At 74.9% G+C, this 26,689-nt stretch carries 26 protein-coding genes and 1 riboswitch; of the genes, 11 read left to right on the top strand and 15 right to left on the bottom strand.

The window, feature by feature from the left end; genetic code table 11:
* Nucleotides 1–2 precede the first annotated feature (2 nt).
* The 3 genes from ACIGAN_RS24445 (at nt 3) to ACIGAN_RS24435 (ending at nt 4,500) form a co-directional block, all read left to right on the top strand.
* Nucleotides 3–1,442: a MocR-like pyridoxine biosynthesis transcription factor PdxR gene (locus tag ACIGAN_RS24445; protein ID WP_399860483.1), complete on the top strand. Its 1,440-nt coding sequence runs from the start codon at nt 3–5 to the stop codon at nt 1,440–1,442.
* 126 nt (nt 1,443–1,568) lie between these two features.
* The gene (locus ACIGAN_RS24440) at nt 1,569–3,131 is read left to right on the top strand and encodes an alkaline phosphatase D family protein (RefSeq protein ID WP_399860480.1); all 1,563 of its coding nucleotides are present in this window, start codon (nt 1,569–1,571) and stop codon (nt 3,129–3,131) included.
* A gap of 109 nt (nt 3,132–3,240) precedes the next feature.
* Nucleotides 3,241–4,500 carry a GNAT family N-acetyltransferase gene (locus ACIGAN_RS24435; protein ID WP_399860478.1) on the top strand — a complete coding sequence of 420 codons (1,260 nt, stop codon included), beginning with the start codon at nt 3,241–3,243 and terminating at the stop codon, nt 4,498–4,500.
* A gap of 69 nt (nt 4,501–4,569) precedes the next feature.
* On the opposite strand, the gene ACIGAN_RS24430 is transcribed toward ACIGAN_RS24435, so the two are convergent.
* On the bottom strand, nt 4,570–5,754 hold the full coding sequence (locus tag ACIGAN_RS24430; RefSeq protein ID WP_399860476.1) for a trans-sulfuration enzyme family protein: 1,185 nt from the start codon (nt 5,752–5,754) through the stop codon (nt 4,570–4,572).
* A 59-nt stretch (nt 5,755–5,813) separates the two neighbouring features.
* Between ACIGAN_RS24430 and ACIGAN_RS24425 the strand changes: the two genes are divergently transcribed.
* A complete protein-coding gene (locus tag ACIGAN_RS24425) occupies nt 5,814–6,305 on the top strand; it encodes an Lrp/AsnC family transcriptional regulator (protein WP_365098766.1) in 492 nt (163 codons plus the stop codon).
* Nucleotides 6,306–6,336: 31 nt separating this feature from the next.
* Nucleotides 6,337–8,028 (top strand): DUF885 domain-containing protein, encoded by a 1,692-nt coding sequence (locus tag ACIGAN_RS24420; RefSeq protein WP_399860473.1) that lies wholly within the window; start codon nt 6,337–6,339, stop codon nt 8,026–8,028.
* 30 nt (nt 8,029–8,058) lie between these two features.
* Here the strand turns inward: ACIGAN_RS24420 and ACIGAN_RS24415 are convergent, their stop codons facing one another.
* Entirely contained in the window at nt 8,059–8,577 is a 519-nt protein-coding gene (locus tag ACIGAN_RS24415) for an immunity 21 family protein (RefSeq protein ID WP_365098764.1), read from the bottom strand.
* 45 nt (nt 8,578–8,622) lie between these two features.
* Nucleotides 8,623–9,093 (bottom strand): rhodanese-like domain-containing protein, encoded by a 471-nt coding sequence (locus ACIGAN_RS24410; RefSeq protein WP_365098763.1) that lies wholly within the window; start codon nt 9,091–9,093, stop codon nt 8,623–8,625.
* A gap of 94 nt (nt 9,094–9,187) precedes the next feature.
* Here ACIGAN_RS24410 and ACIGAN_RS24405 point away from each other — a divergent pair, with 94 nt between their 5' ends.
* Nucleotides 9,188–9,634: an Lrp/AsnC family transcriptional regulator gene (locus tag ACIGAN_RS24405; protein WP_365098762.1), complete on the top strand. Its 447-nt coding sequence runs from the start codon at nt 9,188–9,190 to the stop codon at nt 9,632–9,634.
* 2 nt (nt 9,635–9,636) lie between these two features.
* Here ACIGAN_RS24405 and ACIGAN_RS24400 read toward each other — a convergent pair whose 3' ends face one another.
* The 8 genes from ACIGAN_RS24400 to ACIGAN_RS24365 form a co-directional block, all read right to left on the bottom strand.
* Nucleotides 9,637–12,633, bottom strand: a complete 2,997-nt coding sequence (locus ACIGAN_RS24400; RefSeq protein ID WP_399860469.1) for an AAA family ATPase — start codon at nt 12,631–12,633, stop codon at nt 9,637–9,639.
* The gene (locus ACIGAN_RS24395; protein ID WP_399860467.1) at nt 12,630–13,793 is read right to left on the bottom strand and encodes an exonuclease SbcCD subunit D; all 1,164 of its coding nucleotides are present in this window, start codon (nt 13,791–13,793) and stop codon (nt 12,630–12,632) included. Before ACIGAN_RS24395 ends, ACIGAN_RS24400 begins: the two co-directional genes overlap by 4 nt.
* A gap of 108 nt (nt 13,794–13,901) precedes the next feature.
* Nucleotides 13,902–14,528, bottom strand: a complete 627-nt coding sequence (locus ACIGAN_RS24390; RefSeq protein WP_399860465.1) for a YigZ family protein — start codon at nt 14,526–14,528, stop codon at nt 13,902–13,904.
* Between the two features lie 27 nt (nt 14,529–14,555).
* Nucleotides 14,556–15,098: a SixA phosphatase family protein gene (locus tag ACIGAN_RS24385; protein WP_399860462.1), complete on the bottom strand. Its 543-nt coding sequence runs from the start codon at nt 15,096–15,098 to the stop codon at nt 14,556–14,558.
* Entirely contained in the window at nt 15,098–16,012 is a 915-nt protein-coding gene (locus ACIGAN_RS24380) for a hypothetical protein (RefSeq protein ID WP_399860460.1), read from the bottom strand. The genes ACIGAN_RS24385 and ACIGAN_RS24380 overlap by 1 nt, the downstream gene beginning before the upstream one ends.
* Nucleotides 16,013–16,069: 57 nt before the next feature.
* Complete coding sequence (locus tag ACIGAN_RS24375; protein WP_399860458.1) at nt 16,070–16,897, bottom strand: ABC transporter ATP-binding protein; 828 nt, start codon at nt 16,895–16,897, stop codon at nt 16,070–16,072.
* 101 nt (nt 16,898–16,998) lie between these two features.
* Nucleotides 16,999–18,051, bottom strand: a complete 1,053-nt coding sequence (locus ACIGAN_RS24370) for a FecCD family ABC transporter permease (RefSeq protein WP_399860456.1) — start codon at nt 18,049–18,051, stop codon at nt 16,999–17,001.
* The gene (locus tag ACIGAN_RS24365; protein ID WP_399860453.1) at nt 18,048–19,067 is read right to left on the bottom strand and encodes an ABC transporter substrate-binding protein; all 1,020 of its coding nucleotides are present in this window, start codon (nt 19,065–19,067) and stop codon (nt 18,048–18,050) included. The genes ACIGAN_RS24370 and ACIGAN_RS24365 overlap by 4 nt, the downstream gene beginning before the upstream one ends.
* Before the next feature lie 70 nt (nt 19,068–19,137).
* Nucleotides 19,138–19,328, bottom strand: a riboswitch (cobalamin riboswitch).
* Between the two features lie 82 nt (nt 19,329–19,410).
* Between ACIGAN_RS24365 and ACIGAN_RS24360 the strand changes: the two genes are divergently transcribed.
* Both ACIGAN_RS24360 and ACIGAN_RS24355 read left to right on the top strand, forming a co-directional pair.
* Nucleotides 19,411–19,839: a CoA-binding protein gene (locus ACIGAN_RS24360; RefSeq protein ID WP_365742013.1), complete on the top strand. Its 429-nt coding sequence runs from the start codon at nt 19,411–19,413 to the stop codon at nt 19,837–19,839.
* Nucleotides 19,840–19,904: 65 nt separating this feature from the next.
* Complete coding sequence (locus tag ACIGAN_RS24355; RefSeq protein ID WP_399860450.1) at nt 19,905–21,128, top strand: 4-hydroxybenzoate 3-monooxygenase; 1,224 nt, start codon at nt 19,905–19,907, stop codon at nt 21,126–21,128.
* A gap of 121 nt (nt 21,129–21,249) precedes the next feature.
* Here the strand turns inward: ACIGAN_RS24355 and ACIGAN_RS24350 are convergent, their stop codons facing one another.
* Entirely contained in the window at nt 21,250–21,609 is a 360-nt protein-coding gene (locus ACIGAN_RS24350; RefSeq protein WP_399860447.1) for an ArsR/SmtB family transcription factor, read from the bottom strand.
* Nucleotides 21,610–21,671: 62 nt separating this feature from the next.
* On the opposite strand from ACIGAN_RS24350, the gene ACIGAN_RS24345 reads away from it, so the two are divergent.
* Nucleotides 21,672–22,772: a cation diffusion facilitator family transporter gene (locus ACIGAN_RS24345; RefSeq protein WP_399860444.1), complete on the top strand. Its 1,101-nt coding sequence runs from the start codon at nt 21,672–21,674 to the stop codon at nt 22,770–22,772.
* A 1-nt stretch (nt 22,773) separates the two neighbouring features.
* On the opposite strand, the gene ACIGAN_RS24340 is transcribed toward ACIGAN_RS24345, so the two are convergent.
* Both ACIGAN_RS24340 and ACIGAN_RS24335 read right to left on the bottom strand, forming a co-directional pair.
* Entirely contained in the window at nt 22,774–23,331 is a 558-nt protein-coding gene (locus ACIGAN_RS24340) for a YbaK/EbsC family protein (protein ID WP_365098751.1), read from the bottom strand.
* A 43-nt stretch (nt 23,332–23,374) separates the two neighbouring features.
* Nucleotides 23,375–23,947 (bottom strand): helix-turn-helix domain-containing protein, encoded by a 573-nt coding sequence (locus tag ACIGAN_RS24335; protein WP_399860441.1) that lies wholly within the window; start codon nt 23,945–23,947, stop codon nt 23,375–23,377.
* Between the two features lie 97 nt (nt 23,948–24,044).
* Here ACIGAN_RS24335 and ACIGAN_RS24330 point away from each other — a divergent pair, with 97 nt between their 5' ends.
* Entirely contained in the window at nt 24,045–24,902 is an 858-nt protein-coding gene (locus ACIGAN_RS24330; RefSeq protein WP_365742023.1) for a DMT family transporter, read from the top strand.
* Nucleotides 24,903–25,118: 216 nt separating this feature from the next.
* Here ACIGAN_RS24330 and ACIGAN_RS24325 read toward each other — a convergent pair whose 3' ends face one another.
* Nucleotides 25,119–25,916 (bottom strand): acyltransferase, encoded by a 798-nt coding sequence (locus ACIGAN_RS24325; RefSeq protein WP_365098748.1) that lies wholly within the window; start codon nt 25,914–25,916, stop codon nt 25,119–25,121.
* Nucleotides 25,917–26,026: 110 nt separating this feature from the next.
* Between ACIGAN_RS24325 and ACIGAN_RS24320 the strand changes: the two genes are divergently transcribed.
* On the top strand, nt 26,027–26,578 hold the full coding sequence (locus ACIGAN_RS24320) for a gamma carbonic anhydrase family protein (RefSeq protein WP_365742027.1): 552 nt from the start codon (nt 26,027–26,029) through the stop codon (nt 26,576–26,578).
* The last annotated feature ends 111 nt before the right edge of the window (nt 26,579–26,689 follow it).

Raw genomic sequence — 26,689 nt, 5'->3', positions numbered from 1 at the left:
TCATGAGGGCAACGCAGAGCGACCCGGGCCGGGATGCCGCGTCCGCGGCCTGGGAGCTGCTCCTCCCGGCGGTTTCGGCACCGGCACGCACGCGTGGCCGCTCCCTGCAGGCGGCGCTGCGCGAGGCGGTCCGCTCGGGCCGGCTGGCACCGGGCACCCGGCTGCCGTCGAGCCGGGACCTCGCGGCCGACCTGGGGGTGTCCCGGGGGCTGGTCACGGAGGCGTACGAGCAGTTGACGGCGGAGGGTTACCTGCGCAGCGGCCGGGGTGCCGGGACCTGGGTGGGCGCGGCCGTACGGGCCGCGCCGCCGCGCGCGCACGACCTCGCCCCGCGCTCGCCCGGCACCCGCGCGGACTTCGTGCCCGGAACGCCGGACCTGGCGCTGTTCCCGCGCTCGGCGTGGGCGGCCGCCCAGCGCGGCGTGCTGGCCGAACTGCCGCACCAGGAGCTGGGCTATCCCGATCCGCGCGGACTGCCCCGGCTGCGGACGGCCCTGGCCGAACTGCTGGCCCGGCGGCGGGGCGTGGTGGCCGACCCGGAGCGGATCGTGGTGGTCTCGGGGGTCGCCCAGGCGACGACCCTGCTCGGTTTCGCGCTGCACGCGCGCGGGGTGCGCACGGTCGCGGTCGAGGATCCCGGCAGCCCCCAGCACGACACGCTGTACGCGGCGGCCGGGGTCCGGGCCGTACCCGTGCCGGTGGACGGTGAGGGAATCTCCCTGGAGTCGCTGCGGGCGTCGGGCGTGCGGGCCGTGGTGACGACACCGGCCCACCAGTTCCCCACCGGCATCGCCTACTCGGCGCGCCGCCGGGCCGGGCTGCTGGACTGGGCGCGGTCCGTGGACGGCATCGTCCTGGAGGACGACTACGACGGCGACTTCCGCTACGACCGCGCCCCCGTCGGCGCCCTGCAGGGGCTCGACCCGGACCACGTCGCCTACACGGGCTCGGTCAGCAAGTCGCTCGCGCCGGGCCTGCGGCTGGGCTGGCTGCTGGTGCCCGAGTCGTGGACGGACGACGTCGTGGAGCGCAAACGCACCATGGACCTCGGCCACCCCGCCCTGGACCAGGCGCTGTTCGCCCGGTTCCTGGAGCGCGGCGACTACGACCGCCAGCTCCGCCGCTGCCAGCGTGCCTACCGCGAGCGGCGCGACGCCCTGGTCGCCGCCCTGGAGGCGCACCTCCCCGGCTCCCGGGTGTCCGGGATCGCCGCAGGTCTGCACGTCATCGCCACGCTGCCGAAGCGGTACGGCCCCGAGGAGCGGTTCCTCGCGCGCGTGGCGGCGGCCGGGGTGGCGGTGCGCCCGCTGTCGGCGTACGCCCACGCTCCCGGCGAGAGCGCCGAGGCGAAGGAGATACGGCTCGTGCTGGGCTACGCGCACGTGCCGCCCGCCCGGATCGCCGAGGGCGTGCGGCTGATGGCCCGGGCCGCCACGGGCTGACCCCGCGCGCGGCCGGGTTCCCTCCCGCTGCGGCCAGTTGTTCACTTGGGGTTCGTGTGTGCGCTGCGGCGTGCGCGTAGGTGTGGCTCTGCACACCGGCCGGATCCCGTCCCTGGAGGCGTATCCATGTCCCACCGTCCGTTCCCCGGGCGCCGTAGCGTCCTGCGCGGCTCTCTCGCCGCGTCGGCGGCCCTGTCCCTGCCCACCGCGCTCGGCGCGGCGCCCGCCTTCGCGCGCTCGGGGCGCCCCGCCGCGCCCTGGGGCGTCCAGGCGGGCGACGTGACCTGCGACTCCGGGCTGGTGTGGGTGCGCTCCGACCGGCCGGCCCGGATGGTCGTCGAGACGTCGGCCACCGAGTCGTTCCGCAACCCGCGCCGCTGGCACGGCCCGCTGCTGGGCTCCGGCACGGACTTCACGGGCACGACCCGGCTGCACGGCCTGCCGCCCGGCGAGCAGATCCACTACCGCGTGCTGCTCGCCGACCCGGACGACCCGCGCCGCACGGGCGAGCCGGTCACCGGTACCTTCCGCACGGCGTCCGTGAAGCGCCGCGACGGCGTCCGCTTCGTCTGGTCCGGCGACCTGGCCGGCCAGGGCTGGGGCATCAACCCGGAGTTCGGCGGCTACACGATCTACCGAGCGATGGCCGCGCTGGACCCCGACTTCTTCCTGTGCAGCGGCGACAACATCTACGCCGACGGCCCGATCAGCGCGACCGTGACCCTGCCGGACGGCCGCACCTGGCGGAACGTCACCACCGAGGAGAAGGCCAAGGTCGCCGAGACGCTCGGCGAGTTCCGCGGCAACTTCCGCTACAACCTCCTCGACGAGAACCTGCGGGCCTTCAACTCCCGGGTGCCGTCCATCATCCAGTGGGACGACCACGAGGTCACCAACAACTGGTACCCGGGCGAGATCCTCACCGACGCCCGGTACACCGAGAAGCGCGTCGACGTGCTCGCCGCCCGGGCCCGCCGGGCGTTCGCGGAGTACTTCCCGATCTCCACGCTGCGCCGCCCCGACGGCCGGGTCTACCGGGTCCAGCACCACGGCCCGCTGCTGGACGTCTTCGTCCTGGACATGCGCACCTACCGCGACGCCAACTCCCCCGGCACCCAGCCCGTGGACGCCCAGGGCATCCTGGGGCGCGAGCAGCTGGAGTGGCTCAAGCGCGAGCTGTCCCGGTCCCGGGCGGTGTGGAAGGTGATCGCCTCCGACATGCCGCTCGGCCTGGTCGTGCCGGACGGCGCGGACATCGAGGCCGTCGCCCAGGGCGACCCGGGCAAGCCGCTCGGCCGTGAGCTGCAGATCGCCGAACTGCTGCGGCACATCAAGCACCGGCGGATCACCGGCACGGTGTGGCTGACCGCCGACGTGCACCACACCTCGGCCCAGCACTACCAGCCGTCGCGGGCCGCCTTCACCGACTTCGAGCCGTTCTGGGAGTTCGTCTCGGGGCCGCTGAACGCCGGTGCCTTCCCGGCGAGCGCGCTGGACGCGACCTTCGGCCCCGAGCGGGTGTTCGTGAAGGCCCCGGCCACCGCCAACGTCTCCCCGGCCGGCGGCTACCAGTTCTTCGGCGAGGTCGACATCGACGGCGGCAGCGGCGAGCTGACGGTCCGGCTGCGCGAGCAGGACGGCACCGTACTGTTCACCAAGGTCCTGCAGCCGGGCCGGGTCGGCCAGTAGGCACGGAACGCAACGTTTGAAGCGTCGACAAAGGGGGGAAACTCGCCCCTTTACCCCCTGGTCACAGAGCGTTCTCGATCACGCAACACCGTTCCGTCACAGTGGGTGCATGACGCGAGACGTGACCCCAGTGCCGCACCGGAACGACGCATGCCGCCCCACCACCCGGTGGCAGCGGTTCGCGGAGGCGTTCCGGTCCCGGCGAACACGACGCCACGAACACGCGCCGCCGGCGAGTGATACCGAGTCCCCGGCACCGCAGCCGGTGCCGGGGGCGAACACGCTGTGGCGGATGCGGACCACGGTGCGGGACGCGCCGGGATCGCTGGCCGCCCTGTGCGCGGCCCTGGCCGGACAGCGGGTCGACATCCTCAGCCTCCAGACGCATCCGCTGGCCGAGGGCACGGTGGACGAGTTCCTGCTGCGGGCCCCGGGAGACCTGCCGGCCTCGGCGATCACCGCGGCGGTCTCCTCGGCCGGCGGCCGCGACACCTGGATCGAGCGGGCCGACGCGCACGACCTGGTGGACGCGCCGACCCGGGTGCTCTCCCTCGCCGCCCGCACCGCCCTGGACGCGGCCGAACTGCCGCTGGCGCTACGCCAGTTGCTGGGCCGGTGCACCATCCGCTCGCAGCCCGCGCCGGCCGGCGCCGGACGGACGGCGGGCGGTCTGCCCGTCGAGGGCGCCCTCGACGACACGGTGATGCGGCTGCGCGCCCCCGAGGGCGGGGTGATCACCGTGGAGCGGCCCCATCTGCCCTTCACCCCGACCGAGTTCGCCCGGGCCCGGGCCCTGGTGGAGCTGGACGCCCGGCTCGGGCCGCGCGTCCCGCGCGGCCGGGACGTGCTGACCCTCGCCGAGGGCAGCGACATCACCGTGCGGCGGGCCGACACCCGCGACCTGGAGGCGGCCCGGGCGATGCACGAGCGGTGCTCGGCGCACACGCTGAAGCTGCGCTACCACGGACCGGTCGGGGATGCCGACCGGTATCTCAACCACCTGCTGAGCCCGCGGTTCGGCCGCACCCTCGCCGTGCAGACCGCCTCCGGGCGGATCGTCGGACTCGGTCACCTCCTGTGGGACGGGGACGAGACGGAGGTCGCGCTGCTGGTGGAGGACGCGTGGCAGCGCCGGGGCGTGGGCGCGGAGCTGCTGGGGCGGCTGGTCGCGCTGGCCCGTGAGGCCGGTTGCGCGAGTGTGTACGCGGTGACGCAGGCGTCCAACACGGGGATGGTCGCCGCGATGCGGGGGCTCGGGCTGCCGCTCGACTACCAGGTCGAGGAGGGGACGCTGGTCATCACGGCGCGGCTGGATGAATCCGTGGTGACGACCGGTGCGGAGGAACTGGGCAGCGCCTCCGCGCCGTAGGGGCGTGCGTCAGTGGGCGGGCGCGGGTGCGTGGTGGCTGGTCGCGCCCACGCGGCGGAGAGCCGCACATCAGCACAGCCCCGCGCCCCTTCCGGGGCGCTCCAGGGCCCGGTCGAGATCCGACCAGAGGTCCTCGACGTCCTCCAGGCCCACGGACATGCGCAGCAGCCGGTCGCTCACACCCGCTCCCCTGCGGTCCTCCTCGTCCACGATGCGGTGGCTGATGGACGCCGGGTGCTGGATGAGGGTGTCGACGCTGCCGAGGCTGACCGCCGGGGTGATGAGGCGTACCCCGGCGATGACCTCGTGCGGGTCGCCGTCGACCTCGAAGGCGACCATGGCGCCGCCGATCCGCGGGTAGTGGACCCGGGTCACGCGCGGGTCGGCGGCGAGGCGGCGGGCGAGTTCGGCCGCCGTGGCGGAGGCCGCCCGGACCCGGACGGGCAGGGTGGACAGACCCCGCAGCAGCAGATAACCGGCCAGCGGGTGCAGCACGCCGCCGGTGGCGAAGCGCACCTGCCGCAGCCGGCCGGCGAACTCCTCGTCGCAGGCGACCACGCCCGCCAGCACGTCCCCGTGCCCGCCGAGGTACTTGGTGGCGCTGTGCAGCACCAGCCGCGCCCCCTGCCCGGCCGGGCGCTGCAGGACCGGTGTGGCGAAGGTGTTGTCCACCAGCAGCGGCACCGAGCCGCAGGCGTGCGCCACGGCCCGCAGGTCGACCTCGGCGAGGGTCGGGTTGGCCGGGGACTCCACCATGACCAGACCGGTGTCCGGGCGCAACGCGTCGGCGACCCCGGCCGGGTCGGTCCAGGTGACCTCCGTGCCGAGCAGCCCGGCGGTGAGCAGATGGTCGCTGCAGCCGTACAGGGGGCGTACGGCGACGACGTGGCGCAGGCCCGTCGCGCCCCGGGCCAGCAGGACGGCGGTCAGCGCGGCCATGCCGCTGGCGAAGGCGACCGCCGCCTCGGTGCCCTCCAGGCGGGCCAGGGCGGTCTCGAAGCGGGCGACGGTCGGGTTGCCCAGCCGCCCGTACACGGGCGGGCCGTCCGGCTCGGCGCCGGTGGCGGCGAAGGCGTCGATCCGGGCCGCCTCGCCGCGGCTGTCGTACGAGGGGTAGGTGGTGGACAGGTCGATCGGCGGGGCGTGCAGTCCCTGCCGGGCGAGATCGTCCCGGCCGGCGTGCACGGCCTCGGTGGCGAGTGCTCGCGGTGCGGTGCGTACGTCGTCGTAGGCGCCCATGCTCGCTGTGTCCATGACGGAAGGGTGAACACCGGCCGGGCCGGCGGCGGCGAATCCCGTGCTACGTTCGGTCGATGGCCGAAGCTGTCGTACTGGACCCGGTTGATCTTCACCTTCTGCGGCTGTTGCAGAACGACGCCCGGGCGACGTACCGGGATCTCGCCGCGCAGGTCGGGGTGGCGCCGTCGACCTGTCTGGACCGGGTGGCCCGGCTGCGGCGCTCGGGGGTGATCCTCGGGCACCGGCTGGAGCTGGATCCGGCCAAGCTGGGGCGCGGACTGCAGGCGCTGCTGTCGGTGCAGGTCAGGCCGCACCGACGGGAGCTGGTCGGGCCGTTCGTGGAGCGGATCCGGGCGCTTCCGGAGTCCCGGACGGTCTTCCATCTCACCGGTCCCGACGACTATCTGGTGCATGTCGCGGTCGCCGACATGGCCGATCTGCAGCGGCTCGTGCTGGACGAGTTCACGGCACGGCGGGAGGTGGCCCGGGTGGAGACCCGGCTGATCTTCCAGCAGTGGGAGTGCGGGCCGCTGCTGCCGCCTTCGCCCACGGCTCAATCCGCGTGACGTGCGCGGTCCGCCGTACGAGGATGGCCGCATGTCTGAGATCAAGAGCCCGCTGCCCCGTGAGGTCGCCGACGCGTATGTCGACGAGCTCGTCGCCCTCGACCCGATCACCGGCACGTTCCTCGGCGTCTCCGAGAGTTCCAGCAGGCTGCCCGACACCTCCCCCGCGGGCCAGGAGGCGCTCGCCGAGCTGGCGCGCCGGACGCTGGCCCGGCTGGACGAGGCCGAGCGACGGCCCGGCGCGGACAGCGACATCGAACGCCGCTGCGCCCGGCTGCTGCGCGAGCGGCTCACCGCCGAACTGGCCGTGCACGGGGCCGACGAGAGCCTGCGCTCCGTCAGCAACCTGAGCTCCGTCGCGCACGCGGTGCGCCAGGTGTTCACCGTGACGCCGGCGCGGACCGAGGAGGACTGGGCGGCGATCGCCGAGCGGCTGCGCGGGGTCCCGGCGGCGCTGGAGGGCTACCGGGAGTCCCTGGCGCTCGGCCTGGAGCGCAAGCTGTACGCCGGGCCCCGTGCCACGGCCACCTTCGTGGCCCAGCTCGGCGAGTGGGCCGACGCGGACGGGCAGGGTCACGGCTGGTTCGAGCAGTACGCGGCCGCCGGCCCCGAGGCGCTGCGGTCGGAGCTGGACCCGGCGGCCCGCGCGGCCACCGGGGCCGTGGTGGCGCTGCGCGACTGGATGCGGGACGTGTACGCGCCGGCGATCGAGGGCGCGCCGGACGTGGTCGGGCGGGAGCGGTACGCGCGCTGGGTGCGGTACTTCAACGGCACGGACCTCGACCTGGACGAGGCGTACGCCTACGGCTGGTCCGAGTACCACCGCCTGCTGGGCGAGATGAAGGCGGAGGCGGAGAAGATCCTGCCGGGCGCGGCCACGCCGTGGGCGGCGCTGGCCCACCTCGACGAGCACGGCACGCACATCGAGGGCGTCGACGGGGTGCGCGACTGGCTGCAGGGCCTGATGGACGAGGCGATCGACGCGCTCGACGGCACCCACTTCGACCTGGCCGAGCGGGTGCGCCGGGTCGAGTCGCGCATCGCGCCTCCCGGCAGCGCCGCGGCCCCGTACTACACGCCGCCGTCGGACGACTTCTCCCGCCCGGGCTGCACCTGGCTGCCGACCATGGGCAAGGACCGCTTCCCGGTCTACGACCTGGTGTCGACCTGGTACCACGAGGGCGTGCCCGGCCACCACCTCCAGCTCGCCCAGTGGAAGCACGTGGCGGCGGATCTCTCCCGTTACCAGGCGAGCGTCGGCATGGTCAGCGCCAACGCCGAGGGCTGGGCCCTGTACGCGGAGCGGCTCATGGACGAGCTGGGCTTCCTCACCGACGCCGAACGGCGGCTCGGTTACCTGGACGCGCAGATGATGCGGGCCGTGCGCGTGATCATCGACATCGGCATGCACCTGGAGCTGACGATCCCCGACGACTCGCCCTTCCACCCCGGCGAGCGCTGGACACCGGAACTGGCCCAGGAGTTCTTCGGCTCGCACAGCAGCAGGCCCGCCGACTTCGTGGAGAGCGAGCTGACCCGCTACCTGTCGATGCCGGGCCAGGCCATCGGCTACAAGCTCGGCGAGCGGGCCTGGCTGCTCGGGCGCGAGAAGGCCCGTCAGCGCCACGGCGACGCCTTCGACCCGAAGGCGTGGCACATGGCGGCGCTGTCGCAGGGTTCCCTGGGGCTGGACGACCTGGTGGACGAGCTGTCGCAGCTGTAGCCGTCCCGCCGGTGCTCCCGCCGGACGTTGTCAGGCCGGCGGCACGCGGCGGAGCCGGACGAGGTCCAGCCAGGTCTCCGGGCCCGGCTGGGCCCGCGCCGCGCTGACCGCGTAGGTACCGGGTTCCAGGGCGACCCGGACCTGGCCGGTGCCCGTGAGGCCCGTCCCGGGCCAGGCCGCGTCGAAGAGACGGACCGGCCCGGGCACCCGCCAGGTCAGCTCCGGGCCCCATGCGGCCGTGGCGACCGCCGAGGGGACGCTCGCCAGCACCTCCTCCTCGGAGTCGGCCGCGCACCAGCGGACGAACAGGCCGGGCCCGGGCAGGTAGGCCGTCGCGGCCGGTTCGTCGCCCAGGACGAGGGCGGTGCCGTCGCCGACGGGGAGCAGCCCGGCCTGTCCGTCCACCTCGCAGGCCCGGTCGTAGTCCGACGCCGTCTCCTCGCCGTCGGCGCCCGCCCAGAACGGCAGGACGGTCTCGGGCACCGCTATCAGCGGCCCGCCGCCCGACTCCACCCACTCCACGACGCCCGGTTCCGCGTATCGCACCATGGCGCCTGAACCTACAGGGTCAACTCGCGGCGGCGACAAGGGGGTTCAGCAGCCGCAGTCCTCGCCGTCCACGGGCGCCGTCAGCGGGTCCGGGGCCCGGCGCTCGCGGCCCCGCCGGGTCTCGAACGCGAAGCCCTCGCGGACCCAGTACTCGAAGCCGCCGAGCATCTCCTTGACCCGGTAGCCGAGTTCGGCGAGGGCCAGGGCCGCCCGCGCGGCCCCGTCGCAGCCCGGGCCCCAGCAGTACGTCACGACCGGCACCGCCGGGTCCAGCAACTGTGCGGCCCGCTCGGCCACGAGCGCGGTCGGCAGGTGGAGGGCGCCGGGGACGTGGCCGAGGTCCCAGGCCTCGGTGGAGCGGGAGTCGACGAGGACGAAGCCGGGATCGCCGGACGCGAGCGCGGCGGCGACGTCGGACACGTCGGTGTGGAAGGCGAGGGCGGCGCGGAAGTGGGCGGCGGCCTCGGCCGGGGCGGCGGGGGCGACCCGCAGGACGGAGTTCACGGTGGTGGTCATGACCAGAAAACTACGGCCGCCGGACCGCTGTCTGAAGCGGCGATCCACTGCGTCCGGCTTGATCCGCCGGGGATTTCCCTGCTATCCCTCGGCCATGACCGCGTATTCCCCGGACGCCACCGACTGGCGCATCCTCGAGGTCCTCCAGCGTGAGGGCCGCGTCAGTTTCGCCGAGCTGGCCCGTGCCGTCTCCATGTCCGCGAGCGCGGTCACCGAACGGGTGCGGCGCATGGAGGAGGCCGGGGTCATCCAGGGGTACGCGGCGGTGGTCGACCCGGAGCGGCTCGGGCTGCCGATCCTGGCGTTCGTGCGGCTGCGCTACCCCCACGGCAACTACAAGCCCTTCCACGACCTCGTCGCCGTCACGCCGGAGATCCTGGAGGCGCACCACGTCACCGGCGACGACTGCTTCGTCATCAAGGTGACGGCCCGCTCGATGCGCCATCTGGAGGAGGTGTCCGGGAGGATCGGGGCCCTGGGCTCGGTGACGACGAGCGTGGTGTACTCCTCGCCCCTGCCCCGGCGCCCGCTGGGCCGCTGAGCTCAGCCCGTGCCGCGCTGCCGCAGCACCGAACCCGACCGGCCCTTGACGACCTCCAGCTGGGCGTGGATGCGCCGCCGCAGGTCGGGCACGTGGCTGACGATGCCGACGCTGCGGTCGCGTTCGCGCAGCGAGTCGAGGACGTCGAGGACCTCGTCGAGGGTCTGGTCGTCGAGGCTGCCGAAGCCCTCGTCGATGAAGAGGGTGTCCAGCCGCACCCCGCCCGCCTCGTCCGTGACGACGTCGGCGAGGCCGAGGGCGAGCGCGAGGGAGGCGAAGAACGTCTCGCCGCCCGACAGCGTCGCCGTGTCGCGCTCGCGGCCCGTCCAGGCGTCGACGACGTGCAGTCCGAGGCCGCTGCGGCCGCGTCCGGTGCGGTCGTCGGAGTGGACGAGGGTGTAGCGGCCGGACGACATGCGCCGCAGCCGCACGGTCGCCGCGGCGGCCACCTGCTCCAGCCGGGCCGCGAGGACGTACGACTCCAGGCGCATCCGGCGTTCGTTGTCCGCGGAGGTGCCGGCGGTGAGCCCGGCCATGCGGGCGACCCGGTCGTGCTCCTCGCGCAGCGGCCCCAGCCGACGCACGGCTTCGGCCGCCCGGGCGGAGAGCCGGTCGAGTTCGGCGCAGCGCCGGCCGGCCGCGTCGTGCGCGGAGGCGGCCTCGCGCACCCGCCTGGTGGCCAGGTCGGCGGCCTGTTGCGCCGACTCGACGTCGGCCCGCGGCAGCTGCGCCGCCGCGACCGTGTCGGCCTCGGCGAGGACGGCCCGGACGGCGGCCTCCTCGGTCTGCCAGGCGTCGAGCCGGTGCTGCAGCTCCCGGTGTGCGGCGGGGTCGAGCAGCGCGTCGGCCGCGGCCTGCGGGGTCTCGAAGCCGGCGCGGAAGGCGGCGTCGGCGAGCCGGGCGTCGGCGTCCTTGAGCCGCTGGGCGGTGTCCTCGGCGACCCGGGCGGCGTCGGCGGCGTCGGTGAGCAGTGCGGTACGCCGCTGCACCTGCGCGGCCCGTGCGGCGACGCTGTCCTGGTCGCCCCGGGCGAGGTCCAGCTCCTGCCGCAGCGCGGCCCGTTCGCGGTCGAGCCGCTCGCGGTGACCGACCCGGGCGGCGGTGCGCACGGCGGCCTCCTGCCGGGCGGCGATCCGGCGTTCGTGCTCCTGCCCGGCCTGGCGCAGCCGCTCCTGCGCGGAGTGCAGCCCGGCGGCGGCGCCCCGGGCGTGCGCGTACTGCTCCTCCAGCTCCTCGGCCTCCCGCGCGAGCCGGCCGGTGGGCGTGTCACCGGCCTCGGCGGAGGCGGCGGCCAGCGCCTCGCGTACGGCGGCGAGCCGCTGCTCCTGCTCGGCGCGCTGCGCGTCGGCGCGCCGGTAGGCGGCGAGCGCCTGTTCCTCCGCCTCGCGGTCGACGTGCCCGGCGACCCTGCGGGCGGGGGCGGGGTGCTCGGTGGCGCCGCACACGGCGCAGGGCGCGCCGTCGGTGAGCTGCGCGGCCAGTTCGGCGGCGATGCCGCTGAGGCGCTGTTCCTTGAGTTCGAGCCAGTGCTGCTGGGCGCGCAGCGCATCTTGCTGCGCGGAGCGGACCTGTTCGACGGCCCGCTCGGTGTCCTCGGCGAGCTGGTCGCGCAGCCGGGCCGCCCTCAGGCGCTGCCGGGCGGGTTCGCGCCGGACGGCGAGCTGTTCGGCGAGGGCCGCGGCTTGCTGCGCGGAGTCGACCTGCTCCTGCAGGGCGGTGCGGGTCTCCTCCCAGCCGTCGAGCCAGGCCTCCGCCTCCTGCAGGAGGTCGGCGTCGGCGCGCTCCTGGCGGTCCAGGCCGGTGCGCTCGTCGAGGAGTTCGGCCAGGCGCCGCTCGGCGCGGCGGGCGGAGTCCAGTCCGCCCAGTTCCTCGGCGGCGCGGCGGGCGGCGGCGGCGAGTCCGGCCGCGCCCTCGCCGGCGAAGCGCTCGGGCAGCAGCGCACGCGCGCGTGCCTCGGCGTCGGCCGCCCGGCGGTGCTCGGCCTCGGCGGCCTCCCGCAGCTCCAGGGCGGGCGCGACCGCCTCGGCCTTGCGGGCCCGCTCCATCAGCGCCTGCGCCTGGCGGTAGGCCTCGGCGCCCTGCTCCAGCAGGGCCGCCTTCTCCCGCGCGTCGGCGAACCGGCGCTGCAACCGCGCGCGTTCACGGACGTCCTCCAGGGCGCGGGCGGTGGCGGCCTGCGCGGACTCGGCGGCGGCGAGCCGGCACGCGGCGACGTCGAGCTGCTCCCGGGCGGTGCTGCGGGCGACGGCGGCGGCGCTCAGTACGGCGTCGGCGAGCCCGGGTTCGCCGGGGACCAGCTCCGGCAGCTCCATGGCGTCGCCGGCGGCCTGCTGCATGCGGTGGGCGTCGGCGAGCAGCGCGGCGTCGCCTTCCCGGACCCGGGTCTCGGTGGCCCGGCGGCGGTCGGCGAGGCGCTTCTCCACGTCGGCGAAGCGGCGGGTGTCGAAGAGGCGGCCCAGGAGCTTGCCGCGGGCCTCGGCGTCGGCGCGCAGGAACCGCGCGAAGTCGCCCTGCGGCAACAGCACCACCTGGCAGAACTGCTCGCGGCTCATGCCGAGCAGCTGGGTGATCTCCTCGCCGACCTCCTGGTGGGAGCGGCTGAGGTCCTTCCAGGTCCCGGCCGTGGCGTCGTAGGCGCGCAGCCAGGTCTGGGCCTTGTCCACCGTCGTGCCCGTGCCGCGCTTCTTGGGGCGCTCCCAGGGCGGCTGGCGGGTGATCTCCAAGCGGCGTCCGGCGACGGTGAGTTCGAGGGTGACCTCGGTGCGGGTGGCGGGGGCGGCGTGGTCGCTGCGGAGGGTGGCGCCCTGGCCGCCGCCCTGCCGTGCCCCGGGAACGGAGCCGTAGAGGGCGTAGCACACGGCGTCCAGGACGGACGTCTTGCCCGCGCCGGTGGGTCCGTGCAGCAGGAACAGTCCGGCCGCCGACAGTGCGTCGAAGTCGACGGTCTGGGTGCCGCCGAAGGGGCCGAAGGCGGTGACCGCGAGCCGGTGGAGCCTCACCGGGCCACCTCCCGTACGGCCTCGTCGGACCGCACCGCGTCGAAGGCGTCGCGCAGCACGCCCTGTTCGTGCGGGTCGGGTCCGGCGCCGCGTACATGGGCGACGAAGTCCTCGGCGATCTGCTGGTCGCTGCGGCCGGCGAGGCGGCGGGCGTAGGAGACCTCCGGGTCGTCCTCGGCCCGGTCGGGGTCGAAGACGAGGCTGAGCGTGTGCGGGAAGCGCGCGGTCAGCCGGGCCATCGGGTCCGCCGGGCGGACCGGGTCGGTGAGGGTCGCCTCGACCCACGCCTCCTCGTGCCGGGCCAGCTCCGGGTCGGCGAGCAGCTCCTCCAGGGACCCCCGGATCCGGGCCAGGGGGCGCGGCACCGGGCAGTCGACGCGCTCGGCGGTGACGGAGCCGTCGGCGGCGAGGTCGACGAGCCACATGCTCTTGCGGTGCGCCGCCTCGGAGAAGGAGTAGGGCAGCGGGGAGCCGGAGTAGCGGACGCGGTCGGTGAGGGTCTGGCAGCCGTGCAGATGCCCCAGCGCCACGTAGTCGACGCCGTCGAACACGCCGGCGGGCACGGCCGCGACGCCGCCGACGGTGATGTCCCGCTCGCTGTCGCTGGGCTCGCCGCCGATGACGAAGGCGTGCGCGAGGACCACGGAGCGCGTGCCGGGCGCACGGGCGGCGAGGTCGGCTCGGACCCGGTCCATGGCGGCGGCGAGCACGGCCTCGTGCCCGGCCTTCTCCACCCCGAACTCGTCCTTCACCAGAGCCGGTTCGAGATAGGGCAGCCCGTAGAAGGCGACGTCCCCGTGGGTGTCGGACAGCACCACCGGGGTGCCGGCCGCCGACGGCTCGGTCCGCAGATGGATGCCGGCCCGGCCGATCAGGCCCGCGCCGACGCCCAGCCGGCGGGCCGAGTCGTGGTTCCCGGAGATCATCACCGTGGGCACGCCGAGGTCCGCGAGGCGGTGCAGGGCGTCGTCGAACAGCTCGACCGCGGCGAGCGGCGGCACCGCCCGGTCGTACACGTCTCCCGACACGAGCACCGCGTCCACGGCCCGCTCCCGCACGGTCGTGACGAGGTGGGCGATGAACTCGGCCTGCGCCCCGAGCATATTGACCCGGTGGAACGCCCGGCCGAGGTGCCAGTCGGAAGTGTGCAGCAGTCTCATGATCCCCCGAGACTAACCGCCGGGTCTGACAGCACGGGCGGTTACTCCCGTATCGACCGTCATCTCCCGCCACGAAAGCGACCGTTATGACCGCTTCGGGGCGGAACGTCAGGCGTCCCCGTAGGCCTCGCCGCCCGCCTCGAACCCCGCCGTGCCGGAGGTCACGTCGGCGAGCCAGGCCCGGAACGGCTGGACGTCGGCGTCCGGAAGGGCGATCTCGATGGTGACCGCCTCGCCGTAGCGCACGTCCCGGACCTCGCGTCCGGTGGCGCGCAGCTCATTCTCCAGCTTCCCGGCCCGCTGGTGGTCGACGGTGACCGTGGCGAGGCGGAACCTGCGGCGGGTGCGCGTGCCGAGGGCGTCCAGGGCCTCGCCGACCGCCCCGCCGTACGCGCGGATGAGACCGCCCGCGCCGAGTTTGACCCCGCCGTAGTAGCGGGTGACGACCGCGACGACGTACCGCATGTCGCGGCGCAGCAGCATCTGGAGCATGGGGACGCCGGCGGTGCCGCCGGGTTCGCCGTCGTCGCTCGCCTTCTGCACGGAGGCGTCGGCGCCGATGACGTAGGCCCAGCAGTTGTGGGTGGCGTCGGCGTGCTCCTTGCGGACCGCGGCGACGAACGCCTGGGCCTCCTGCTCGGTGGCCGCCGGTGCGAGGGAGCACAGGAAGCGGGAGCGGTTGACCTCGGTCTCGTGCACGCCCGCGCGGGCGACCGTGCGGTATTCGTCCTGCATCGGGCCAGCCTATGCGCGAGCCCGGGGCTACTTCCGCGCGCCTCGGGGCACGGTCACGGACGTCAGCAGCGCCGTGCCGGGCCCGAGGTCCCGCCAGGTCGCGCCGCGCCAGGACAGGACGGCGATCGCCGAGGTGGGGAACTTGGTGCGGACCCGTTCCAGGGTGTCGTCGAGGCCGTCGCGCGCCAGGGCGAGGACCAGTTCCTCGAGGCCGGGGTTGTGGCCGATCAGCAGCAGCGTCTCCACCTCGGCGGGCACCTCCCGCGCGACGGCCAGCAGACCGGCGGGCCCGGCGGCGTACAGGCGCCGGTCGTGGCGGACCGGCGGGGGCGTGCCCCACTCGGCGGCGGCCAGCCCCCAGGTGCGGCGGGCGCGTACGGCGGTGGAGCACAGGGCGAGGTCGGGCAGGCAGTCGGCCTCGGCCAGGGCCCGTCCGGCGGCGGGGGCGTCGCGGCGGCCGCGGGGGGCCAGGGGCCGTTCGTGGTCGGCGACGTCCACGGGCCAGGCGGACTTGGCGTGCCGCAGCACGACCAGGCGGCGCAGCGGACCGGTTCCGGCACGTTCGATCATCAGGAGCTTCCCAGGTCGCGGGTGAGGTCGAGGCCGAGGAGCCGGTCGGCGTGGGCGTAGGTCTCGAAGCGGGCGCCGTCCGGCAGTTCCGGGTCGCTCTCCACCCGGCGCAGGACCTCCAGCACCCCGGGCACGTCGAGGTCGTCCTCCCAGGCGTCGCGCAGCCGGGCCCGCACGTCGTCGGGGACGGGTCGCGACGGCCGCCGGGCCCACCGGGCGACCGCCGCGCGCCAGCGGGCGAGGGTGGTACGTGCCTCGCCCAGCGCGGCCCCGTCCAGCCGGACGCCGACGCTGTGATGCCGCGCGAACAGGGCGAGCCGCACAGCGGCGGGGTCGGCGGGGCCGGCCGCGTCGGAGGGACCGGCCTCGTCGGTGAGGCGGGCCTCGCCGGAGGGGTCGGGCAGGCCGGAGGGGCCGAGCGGGTCGGCCGGGCCCGGCCGTACGGACGCGTCGGAGGAGCCGAGGGAGCCGAACGGGCCGGATGGCCCGACCAGGCGGAGAGGGCCGGGCGGGTCCGGTCGTACCGGTGCCACGGCGATGCGCAGGCCGTCCGGTGCCGGGCCGCCCTCGGCCGCCACGTGGACGACCTGGGCCTCACCGAGCCCCGCGCCGACATCGTGGCTGTCCTCGAAGAGACGGATGCCGAGGGCCGCGGCCCGGGCCCGCAGCTCGGCCTGGCGGTGACCGCCGGTCAGCAGGGCCCACACGGGTGTGCCGCCGATCTCCAGGGCCCGCACGAGCAGGTCCGCGACCAGCAGCACCCGCAGGTCCGTCGGTTCGGAGCCGGACGCGTGCACCTCCACGCGCGTCAGGCCCCGGCGGGCCGGGGCGGCGGCGGCCGGCTCGCCGGTACGGGCGTCGATGATGCGCAGCACGAGGCGAGCGTAGGCGGGCGGGCCCGCCCGCGCAGTCATGCGCGCCGTTTTCCGGTCACCTCGGCCCACCCGTCCCGCCACGGAGTGAGCCGTCGCTCAGTCCAGCGTGCCCAGGAACCGCACGTGGGGGCGCCCCTCGGGGCCGTCCGGGTGGACGGCGGCCCGCACCCCGTACACCTCGGCGATCAGCTCCTCGGTGAGGACGTCCGCCGGTGTCCCGCCCGCGACGACCCGCCCCGCGCACAGCACGACGACCCGGTCGCAGTACATCGCCGCGAGGTTGAGGTCGTGCAGGGCGACCACGGTGGTGACCGGCAGCCGCGCGACCAGGGCGAGCAGGCCGAGCTGGTGGTGGATGTCGAGGTGGTTGGTGGGCTCGTCCAGGAGGAGTTCGCGGGGCTCCTGGGCGAGCGCGCGGGCGATCTGGACGCGCTGGCGCTCGCCACCGGAGAGGGTGTGCCAGCGCCGGCCGGCGCGATCGGCGAGGCCGGTGCGCTCCAGGGCGGCCCGCACGGCACGCTCGTCGTCCGCCGAGGCGGGTGTCCAGGCCCGCCGGTGCGGGATGCGGCCCAGCCGTACGACGTCCTCCACCGTCAGGTCGGCCTGGGTGTCCGACTGCTGCTCGACGACGGCGAGGCGGCGGGCCACGGTACGGCGGGGCAGGTCGCCCAGCGGTGTGCCGTCGAGGGTGACGACCCCCGCGGTCGGGGCGAGCAGTCCGGCCAGCAGCCGCAGGAGCGTGGACTTGCCGGAGCCGTTGGGGCCGAGCACGCCGAGGGTGGAGCCGGGCTCCGGCGCGAGGACGACACCGTCGAGGATGAGGCGTCCGTCGGTCCGACGCCCGACCCGCTCGGCCCGCAGCCCGTCGCCCTGACAGCCGGCCCGCTCAGCCCTCTCATCCCGCTCAGCCCTCTCACCTGGCACCCCGTCAGGGAGCCCGGCCCGCTCGAGCCCTTCGCCCCGCGCCTCACCCGCGCTGCGCCCGGCCCGGCGGTCGGCGGCCCCCGCTCCCGCTCCCGTCCCGCTCACCGCGTCCTCCGGGTCCGGTACAGCACGGCCACGAACGCCGGGACCCCGATCAGCGAGGTCACCACGCCCACCGGCACCTCCCGGGGATCCAGGACGGTCCGGGCCAGCGTGTCCACCCACACCAGGAACACCGCACCGGCCAGCGCCGTGACCGGCAGCAGCCGGGCGTGCCCGGGCCCGGCCAGCGCCCGGGCGGCGTGCGGCAGGACCAGCCCGACGAAGCCGATCGCGCCGGCCGAGCTGACCAGCGCGGCCGTGAGCAGGGCCGTGACGCACAGCAGCACCAGGCGGGTGCGGGCCACGGACACCCCGAGCGCGGCCGCCGCGTCCTGGCCGAAGGCGAAGGCGTCGAGGGTACGGGCGTAGGCGAGGCACACCACCAGGGCCACGGCCAGCACCGCCAGGCACAGCCACACGTCGGTCCAGCCGACGCCGCCGAGGGAGCCCAGGAGCCAGAACAGCACGCCCCGGGTCGTCTCGGCGTCGGCGGAGGTCATCACCACGAAGGACGTGAGCGCCGAGAACAGCTGCATGGCGGCGACCCCGGCGAGGACCACCCGGTCGGTGCTGCCGCCCAGGGTGTGGCTGAGCAGCAGGACCAGCGCGAAGGAGACCAGCGCCCCGATGAAGGCGCCCGCGGAGACGGAGACGGCACCGCCGCCCGCGCCGAGCACGACGACGAGGACCGCGCCGGTGGAGGCGCCCGAGGAGACCCCGAGCACGAAGGGGTCGGCGAGCGGGTTGCGCAGCAGCGACTGCATCACCGCCCCGCACACGGCGAGTCCGGCTCCGCAGACGGCGGCGAGCAGGGTGCGCGGCAGCCGCAGCTGCCAGACGATGCCGTCCCGGATCGGTGTCAGGCCGGAATGGCCGAGGCCGAGATGGGCGGCCACCACGGACCACACGTCACCGACCCCGATGTCGGCGGGGCCGATGGTGATGGCGATCGCGAGGGAGGCGGCGAGTGCGACAGCCCCGGCCGCGCCCAGGGCGAGCCCGGCCCCGCGGCGGGACCGGGCCCCGGCGTCCGGAAGGCCCGGGGCGGTCACTTCACCAGGCCGAACCGGCGCAGCCCGGCGGCGACGCGCTCCACGCCCTCCACCGTGCGGATGGTCGGGTTCATGGCCTGGCCGCTGAGCAGCACGTACCGCTTGTGCCGGACGGCGTCCATGTTCTTCGTGGCCGGGTTGGACTCCAGGAAGGCGATCTTCTTCGCGGCCGACTCGGCGGTCTGCGACGTGCGGGTCAGGTCGCCGATGACGAGGACGTCGGGGTCGCGGTCGGCGACCGTCTCCCAGTTGATCTGCGGCCACTCCTGGTGTGTGTCGTCGAAGACGTTCCTCGCGCCGAGGGAGCGGGTGATGATGCCGGGCGCCCCGCAACAGCCCGCCATGTAGGGCGACTCGGAGTTGGCGAACCAGTACAGGAGGGTCACGTCGGAGGCGTCGACCCCCGCGGTGGCCTTCTCCATCCGCTGCCGGAGGGAGGCCACGAGCTCGTCGCCGCGCTCCTTCACGCCGAAGACGGCCGCGAGGTCGCGCACTTCCCCGTAGACCGCGTCCATGCCGAGAGCCTTGTCGCGGGCGCCGTCACCGCCGCCCGAGTTGTCCTTGCCGGCGCAGTCGGACGGGGAGACGTAGGTCGGGACGCCGAGCTTTTCGAACTGCTCGCGTGTGGCGACGCCGCCCTGGCCGAGGGTGGAGACGAAGGAGGCGGTGACGAAGTCCGGGTCCGCGTCCAGGACCCGCTCGAAGGAGGGGGTGCCGTCGGCGATGCGCGGCACGCGCGCGTTGTCCTTCTCCAGTCCCTTCAGCACGGGGTCGGTCCAGGTGGCCGTGCCCGCGAGGCGGTCGGCGAGGCCGAGGGGGAGCAGGATCTCGGTGCTGCCCTGGTCGAGGGAGACGGCGTGCCGGGGCGGGGCGCCGACCCGCACCTCGTGGCCGCAGTTGACGAGGGTGGCCGCGGCGGCCTTCGCTGGGGCGGGCTCGGCGTCGCCGCAGCCGGTCAGGAGCAGGGAGCCGGCCGCGAGCAGCACGGCGGCACGGGCGGGTGGGGCGAGGGGCACGGGGAACCAGTCCTCAGTCGTCGAGGGCCCGATCGCGGAGCCCGGTCGTACGGTGCTCCCCCGCCGCGCACCGGCCGCGGGGGCCGCCAGCAGGTCTTCGGACTCGGGTTCACCCGGAGCGGAGCGCCTTCCCGGACGTCCGTGCCGGAGTCCAGTGGCCGAGGCCCCGCCCGTCCCCCTCACCGCTGCGCGTCAGTTCCGGATTTCCACCGGATTCCCTGACCCACGTACATGGGTTCGACTGGCCTCGGCAAGCTATCACGGCGGTTCGCGGGGAATCAGCGCGCGCCCCGCGTCGTTGCCCGGACAGCAGTTCAGCCACGACGTTCCGAGGAGGCCGCCGGTGTACGGCGACGACGCAACGGTCCGCAGGATTCTCGACGAGCTCGGCGACACCTGGGCCGTGGTGGGCCTGTCGTCCAACCGGCAGCGCGCGGCGTACGGCGTCGCGGCCGTGCTCCAGCGCTACGGCAAGCGGGTCGTGCCGGTGCATCCGAAGGCCGAGCCGGTGCACGGCGAGCAGGGGTACGCGAGCCTGGCGGACATCCCCTTCGACGTGGACGTCGTGGACGTCTTCGTCAACAGCGAGCTGGCCGGAGCCGTCGCGGACGAGGCGGTCGCCAAGGGCGCCGAGGGCGTCTGGTTCCAGCTGGGCGTCGTCGACGAGGCGGCTTTCGAGCGGACCCGGGCCGCGGGCTTGGAGATGGTGATGGACCGCTGCCCGGCGATCGAGATCCCGCGGCTCGGCCGGGGCGGCGCGCAGGGTTCCTGAGGCGCTCCCCGGACGGGCGCCCCGAACGTGCCCGTCCCCGGGCGGGGGCCTCCATAATGAGCGGCATGACCCAGCCACCGCCGCCTGCCGACTCCGGCGCCCCGCAACGCGTTCCGGTCGTCATCGTGGGCGCCGGCCCCGCCGGTCTGACCGTCGGCAACATCCTGCAGGCCGCCGGGGTGGACTGCCTGGTCCTGGAGACCGAGACGCGCAAGTTCATCGAACAGCGGCCCCGGGCCGGGGTCATCGAGGAGTGGGCCGTACGGGGGCTGGAGAAGCGGGGCCTCGCCCGCAATCTGCTGGACCGGGCGGAACTGCACACCGCGTGCGAGTTCCGCTTCGACGGGGAGCGCTACCGCTTCTCCTACGGCGAGCTGACGGGCAGCCATCACTTCGTCTACCCGCAGCCGTTGCTGGTGACGGACCTGGTCCGCGAGTACGCCGAAGTGCGCGGCGGCCGGATCGTCTTCGGCGTCCGGGACGTACGGTTGCACGACCTCGACTCCGACCGGCCCTCGGTGTCGTACGCCTGCCCGGACACGGGCGAACGGCAGGTCGTGCGCACGGAGTTCGTCGCCGGGTGCGACGGGGCGCGCGGGGTGACCCGGGCGTCGCTGCCCCCGGACCGGGTCCGGATCGCCCGGCACGACTACGGCATCGGCTGGCTGGCCCTGCTCGCCGAGGCCCCGCCGTCCGCGGACTGCGTGCTGTTCGGCTGTCACGCCCGCGGGTTCGCCGGCCAGATGCCGCGCAGCCCGGAGGTGACCCGCTACTACCTGCAGTGCCCGCCGGGCGACGACCCGGAGAACTGGCCGCACGAGCGGGTCTGGGCGGAGCTCCGGGAGCGGCTCGGGGCGTCCGGCGCGCCGCCGCTGACGGAGGGGCGGCTGATCGAGAAGCGTGTGCTGGACATGCACGACTACGTGGTCGAGCCGATGGTGCACGGCCGGCTCTTCCTGGCCGGTGACGCGGCCCATCTGGTCGCGCCCATCGCCGCCAAGGGCATGAACCTCGCCCTGCACGACGCCTTCCTGCTGGGTGACGCGCTGGTGGACCGGCTGACCCGGGGCGAGGGCGGCGGCCTGGCCGGCTATGCCCGGGCCTGTCTGCGGCGCGTGTGGGACTACCAGGAGTTCTCGCAGTGGCTGTCCGAGGTGTACCACGGCACGGCGGCGGGTGATCCGTTCCGCGCGGGCACCACGCTGGCCCGGCTGCGCCGCCTGTTCACCTCGCCCGCGGCGGCGGCCGCCTTCGCCGAGCAGTACCTGGGGACGGCCGCACGCTACTGACTTGTCGTGCGACGGCCGCACGATACTGACTCGGTCGTGCGACGGCCACGCGCTATGGACTCGGTCGTGCGACGGCCGCGCGGTCCTGACTCAGTCCTACGACGCGCCGCGCGGTCCTGACTCAGTCGTGCGGGGGACGGTCGGCGATCCGGTGGTCCGCCACGTTCAGCGCCTCGTCCACGAGCCGGCGCAGATGGCCGTCGCGGAGTGAGTAGACGACCCGGCGGCCCTCCTTGCGGGTGTTCACCAGGCCGGCCAGGCGCAGTCGGGCCAGGTGCTGGCTGACGGCCGGGCGGGCCGCCCCGCACGCCTCGGTGAGCGTCGTGACATCGGCCTCTCCCCCGCTCAGCACGTGCAGCAGGGCGAGCCGGGTCCGGTCCCCGAGCAGCGCCAGCCGTTCGGCGGCCAGCGCGAACTGCTCCTCGCCGGGGCTGCGCTGATGCGCATGGTGCGCAGATGACAGGTGCATGCGTGCGCTCATACGCACATAATGGCGCCGAGGACGCGTGCGCGTCCACTCGCCCGCACCGGAAGGGAACCCCCGTGAGCGACCGGCACGAGCACTCCCACCCGCACAGCCGCCCCCACGACCACGGGCACGCCCACGCACACGCCCACGTCCACGTCCACGTCCACGGCCGTGCGCGCGACGGCCGGCACGGCCTGCGCCACCGCCTGGCGCACCTGCTCACCCCGCACTCCCACGAGACGGCCGACAAGGTCGACTCCGCGCTGGAGTCCTCCGCGCGCGGCATGCGGGCGCTGTGGGTCTCGCTCGCGGTGCTCGGCGCGACGGCGCTGGCCCAGGCGTTCGTGGTGGCCGCCTCCGGTTCGGTGGCGCTGCTCGGGGACACGGTGCACAACACCGCGGACGCGCTGACCGCCGTGCCGCTCGGCATCGCCTTCGTGCTGGGGCGGCGGGCGGCCACGCGCCGCTTCACCTACGGCTACGGCCGGGCCGAGGACCTGGCAGGCCTGGTGATCGTGCTGACGATCGCGGCGTCGGCGGTCTTCGCCGGCTGGACCGCGGTCGACCGGCTGCTCGACCCGCGCCCGGTGGAGCACGTCCCGGCGGTCGCCGTGGCCGCGCTGGTGGGCTTCGCGGGCAACGAGTGGGTGGCCCGCTACCGCATCCGCGTGGGCCGTGCGATCGGTTCGGCGGCGCTGGTCGCCGACGGACTGCACGCCCGCACGGACGGCTTCACGTCCCTGGCCGTGCTGCTGGGGGCCGGCGGCTCGGCCCTGGGCCTGCACCTGGCCGACCCGGTCGTCGGCCTGGCCATCACGGCGGCGATCGCGCTGGTCCTGCGGGACGCGGCCCGGGAGGTGTTCCGGCGGGTGCTGGACGCCGTCGACCCGGCCCTGGTCGACCGGGCCGAGCGGGCGCTGGCCGAGGTTCCCGGCGTGCGCGGGGTGGGTGAGCTGCGGCTGCGCTGGATCGGCCACCGGCTGCGCGCCGAGGTGGCGGTCGTGGTGGACGGGGACGTCACGGTGCGCGAGGCCCACCGGATCGCCGTCGACGCCGAGCACGCGCTGCTGCACGCGGTGCCCCGCCTGACCGCGGCCCTGGTGCACGCGGACCCGGAGCCGGTCCCCGGCGAGAGCGACCCACATCTGCCGCTGGCGCACCACACGGCGGCGTAGGTCAGGCCACTCCGAGCCCCTCCACGACCTCGGCGCCCGGCAGCTCCGCGAACGCCTTGCCCGGCACCAGGAGCTTGCCCCGCCGCCGGCCGCTGCCGACCAACACGTACGGCAGGTCGACGACGGCGGCGTCCACCAGTACGGGCCAGCCCGCCGGCAGGCCCAGCGGGGTGATGCCGCCGTACTCCATGCCGGTCTCGCCGGTGGCCGTGTCCATCGGGGCGAAGGAGGCCTTGCGGGCGCCGAGCCGGCGGCGCACGGTGTTGTTCACGTCGACCCGGGTGGTGGACAGCACGACACAGGCGGCGCGGGTGGCCTCGCCGCCGCGCTTGCCGGTGACCACCACGCAGTTCGCCGACCTCTCCAGCAGCTCCCGGCCGTAGTGCTCCACGAAGGTGGCCGTGTCGGCCCATTCGGGCTCGGTGTCCACGTAGAGGATCCGCTCGGCCGGGACGCCGCCCCGCCAGTGGCGAACGGCCTCGGCGACGGGGCCGGTGAGCTGGTCGAGGCAGTCGGGGGCGGGCCGGGCGTCGTCGAAGTGTCCGATGGGTGCGCGCATGGCCGCACGCTAACAACTCGCGCCCGCTTCCGGCCCGGGTGTCTCAGGGCACGGGCGGCACCGAGACGGCCATGACCATCTCCATCGGCACCTCGCCGGTGTTGCCGTACGTGTGGGGGACGTTGGCCTCGAAGTGGACGGTCGCGCCCGCGGGGACGCGGTGCTCGACCCCGTCGACGGTGAGCGTCAGCTCGCCCGTCGTGACGTGCAGCAGTTCGGTCGTGCCGGCGGGGTGCGGGTCGGACGGGCTGCTCTCGCCGGGCATGAGCCGCCAGTCCCACATCTCCAGCGGGCCGGGCGCCTCGGTGCCGGCGAGCAGCCGGTTGTAGCTGCCGGCGTCGGTGTGCCACAGCCGCACGGCCTGCTCGGCGGGGACGACGCGGACGTTCGGGCCCTGCTCGTGTTCCAGCAGGGTGGTGATGCTGACGCCGAGCGCGTCGCCGATCTTGACGACGGTGCCCAGGCTGGGGTTGGTGCGGGCCTGCTCGATCTGGATGAGCATGCCGCGGCTGACGCCCGCGCGGGCGGCGAGCACGTCCAGGGTGAAGCCGCGCACCGCGCGCCAGTGCTTGACGCTGCGCGCCAGGGACTGGGTCAGCAGGTCGAGGTCCGACACATTCCGTCCAATATTCTGTATGACACAGTGCAACAGGATGCACTGTGGTGTGGTTGACCTGATCGTTCACTGAACTGTACTGCGAGGCCCGAGTCCCATGACAGCGCTCTTCGCCCTGGCCACCAGCGTGCTGTGGGGCCTGGCCGACTTCGGCGGCGGGCTGCTGACCCGGCGCGTCCCGGCGCTGACCGTGGTCGTCGTCTCGCAGTCGATCGCGGTGGCCGTGCTGGGCGCGGTCGTCGTGGCGACCGGCGGCTGGAGCGAGACGGGCCCGCAGCTGTGGTTCGCCGTTGCGGCCGGTCTCGTCGGGCCGGTGGCCATGCTGGCCTTCTACAAGGCGCTCGCGCTGGGCCCCATGGGCGTGGTCTCGCCCCTCGGCTCGATCGGCGTGGCGGTGCCCGTCGGAGTGGGTCTGGTCCTGGGCGAACGACCCGGGCTGCTGCAGTTCGTCGGCATCCTGGTCGCCGTCGCCGGGGTCTGTCTCGCGGGCGGGCCGCAGTTCCGGGGCGCCCCGGTGCAGCGGCAGGCCATCGCGCTGACCCTGCTCGCGGCGTTCGGCTTCGGCGCGGTGATGGCCCTGATCGCGGAGGCCTCGACGACGCTCACGGGCCTGTTCCTCGCCCTGTTCGTGCAGCGGGTGACGAACGTCGCCGCCGGTGGGCTGGCGCTGTACGTCTCCGTGCGCCGGGGCACACCCGCTCTCCCGGTGGAGGGCTTCCCGTGGCGCGCCCTGCCGGCCCTCGCCTTCGTCGGCCTCGCGGACGTGGCCGCCAACGGCACGTACTCGATCGCGGCCCAGCAGGGCCCGGTCACCGTGGCGGCCGTCCTCGCCTCGCTCTACCCGGTGGTGACGGCGGTGGCCGCGCGCGGGTTCCTGCGCGAACGGCTGCGGGCGATCCAGGCAGCGGGCGCGGGACTGGCCCTGGTCGGGACGGTCCTGCTCGCATCGGGCTGATCCGGCCGCACCACGGCGGGCGCAGGCCCCACCGCCCCCGACGGCCGCGCCCGGGCCACACCCGACCGCCCGGCCAGGAGCCAGGGTCGGGCCGCATCCGACCGTCAGCTCACGAGCCGACTCGGGCCGCATCCGACCGCCCGGCCAGGAGCCAGAGCCCGGCCGCACCCGACCGGTCCGCTCAAGAGCCGGCTCAGGCCACACCCGACCGCCCGCTCAGGAGCCGGGCTCCAGCTCTGCCAGGCCGGCCGCCGTCTCCTCGTCCAGCGCGGCCAGACGCGCCGCCGTCTCCTCGTCCAGCTCCGACAGCGCCCGCAGCTGCTCGGGGGTGACACCCTCCGGTATCGGCACCGGCGCCGGGGTGCGCAGCGGCGGCTGCCAGCCGTCCGCCGGGGTCCAGCGCCGTACGACGCGGGCCGGGGCGCCCGCCACCACCGCGTGGTCCGGCACCGCGCCCCGCACCACCGCGCCCGCGGCCACCACCACGTTCCGCCCGATCCGGGCCCCGGGCAGGATGACCGCGCCGGTGCCGATCCAGCAGCCGGTCCCGATCTCCACCGGCTCCATCCGCGGCCACTGCCTGCCGATCGGCTGGTGCGGGTCGTCGTAGGAGTGGTTCGTGGACGTGATGTACACGTACGGGCCGAAGTAGCAGTCGCTGCCGATGGTGACCGCGGTGTCCGCGATGACATGGCTGCCCCGGCCCAGCACGACCCCGTCGCCGATGCGCAGGATGGGGTCGGGGCCGAGGTCGAGGTCGGGCATCAGGCCGGCGGTCAGGGTGACCTGCTCGCCGATGATGCAGTGGGAGCCGAGGTGGATCCAGGGCTCGCCGAAGACCGTGCCGAGCGGGAAGGCGAGCCTGGTACCTGTTCCCATCGCACCGAAGCGGTAGCGCCCCGGGTGCTCGGCGGTCACCGAGGCCGTGCGCTGCAACCAGGCCCAGCCCGCGTGGACGGCGCGCTGGGCGAGGCCCCGCCGCCAGGATGAGAACGTGTTCTTGCGCTTCGGCACGAGCTCACCGTACTCAGCCGGGCAAGCCGGCAGCGGGCCGAGGGCCTGTGATCTTCGCCCTACCCGGTGGCGTACGGTGCGGGGTGTCCACGACACCTCAGGAGGCGGGTATGGCACAGCGGGCGATGATCACCGGGATCGGCGGCAGGGAGCCGGAGATCGACGAGACGGCGTTCGTGGCGCCGACGGCGTCGGTGATCGGGGGCGTGACGCTGGGCGCCGGCGCGAGCGTCTGGTACGGGGCCGTGCTGCGCGGGGACGTCGAGTCGATCTCCGTCGGGGCGAGCAGCAACGTGCAGGACAACTGCACGCTCCACGCCGATCCGGGCTTTCCGGTGACGGTGGGCGAGCGGGTCTCCATCGGGCACAACGCGGTGGTGCACGGGGCGACGGTCGAGGACGACTGCCTCGTCGGCATGGGGGCGACCGTGCTGAACGGAGCCGTCATCGGCGCCGGGTCGCTGATCGCCGCGCAGGCGCTGGTGCCGCAGGGGATGGTGGTGCCGCCCGGGTCGCTGGTCGCCGGGGTGCCCGCCAAGGTCCGGCGGGAGCTGTCGGAGGAAGAGCGGCAGGGTCTCACCCTCAACGGCACGATGTACGCCGAGCTGGCGAAGGCGCACCGGGACGTGCACGCCCAGCCGGGCGGACGCCCCGGGAGCTGAGCGCGCCGTTCCCCGCGCCCTAGGTGTATTGATCACGAGCGTTGTTAACGGTTGCCGGGCTTGATCATGGCGAAGACCTCCGATGTGGTGGAGCTGTCTAGGAACACACCG

Origin of the sequence: Streptomyces sp. NPDC085931, assembly GCF_044540565.1 — a bacterium.
Taxonomy (GTDB): Bacteria; Actinomycetota; Actinomycetes; order Streptomycetales; family Streptomycetaceae; genus Streptomyces.
This window is presented reverse-complemented; position numbering and strand designations above follow the sequence as displayed.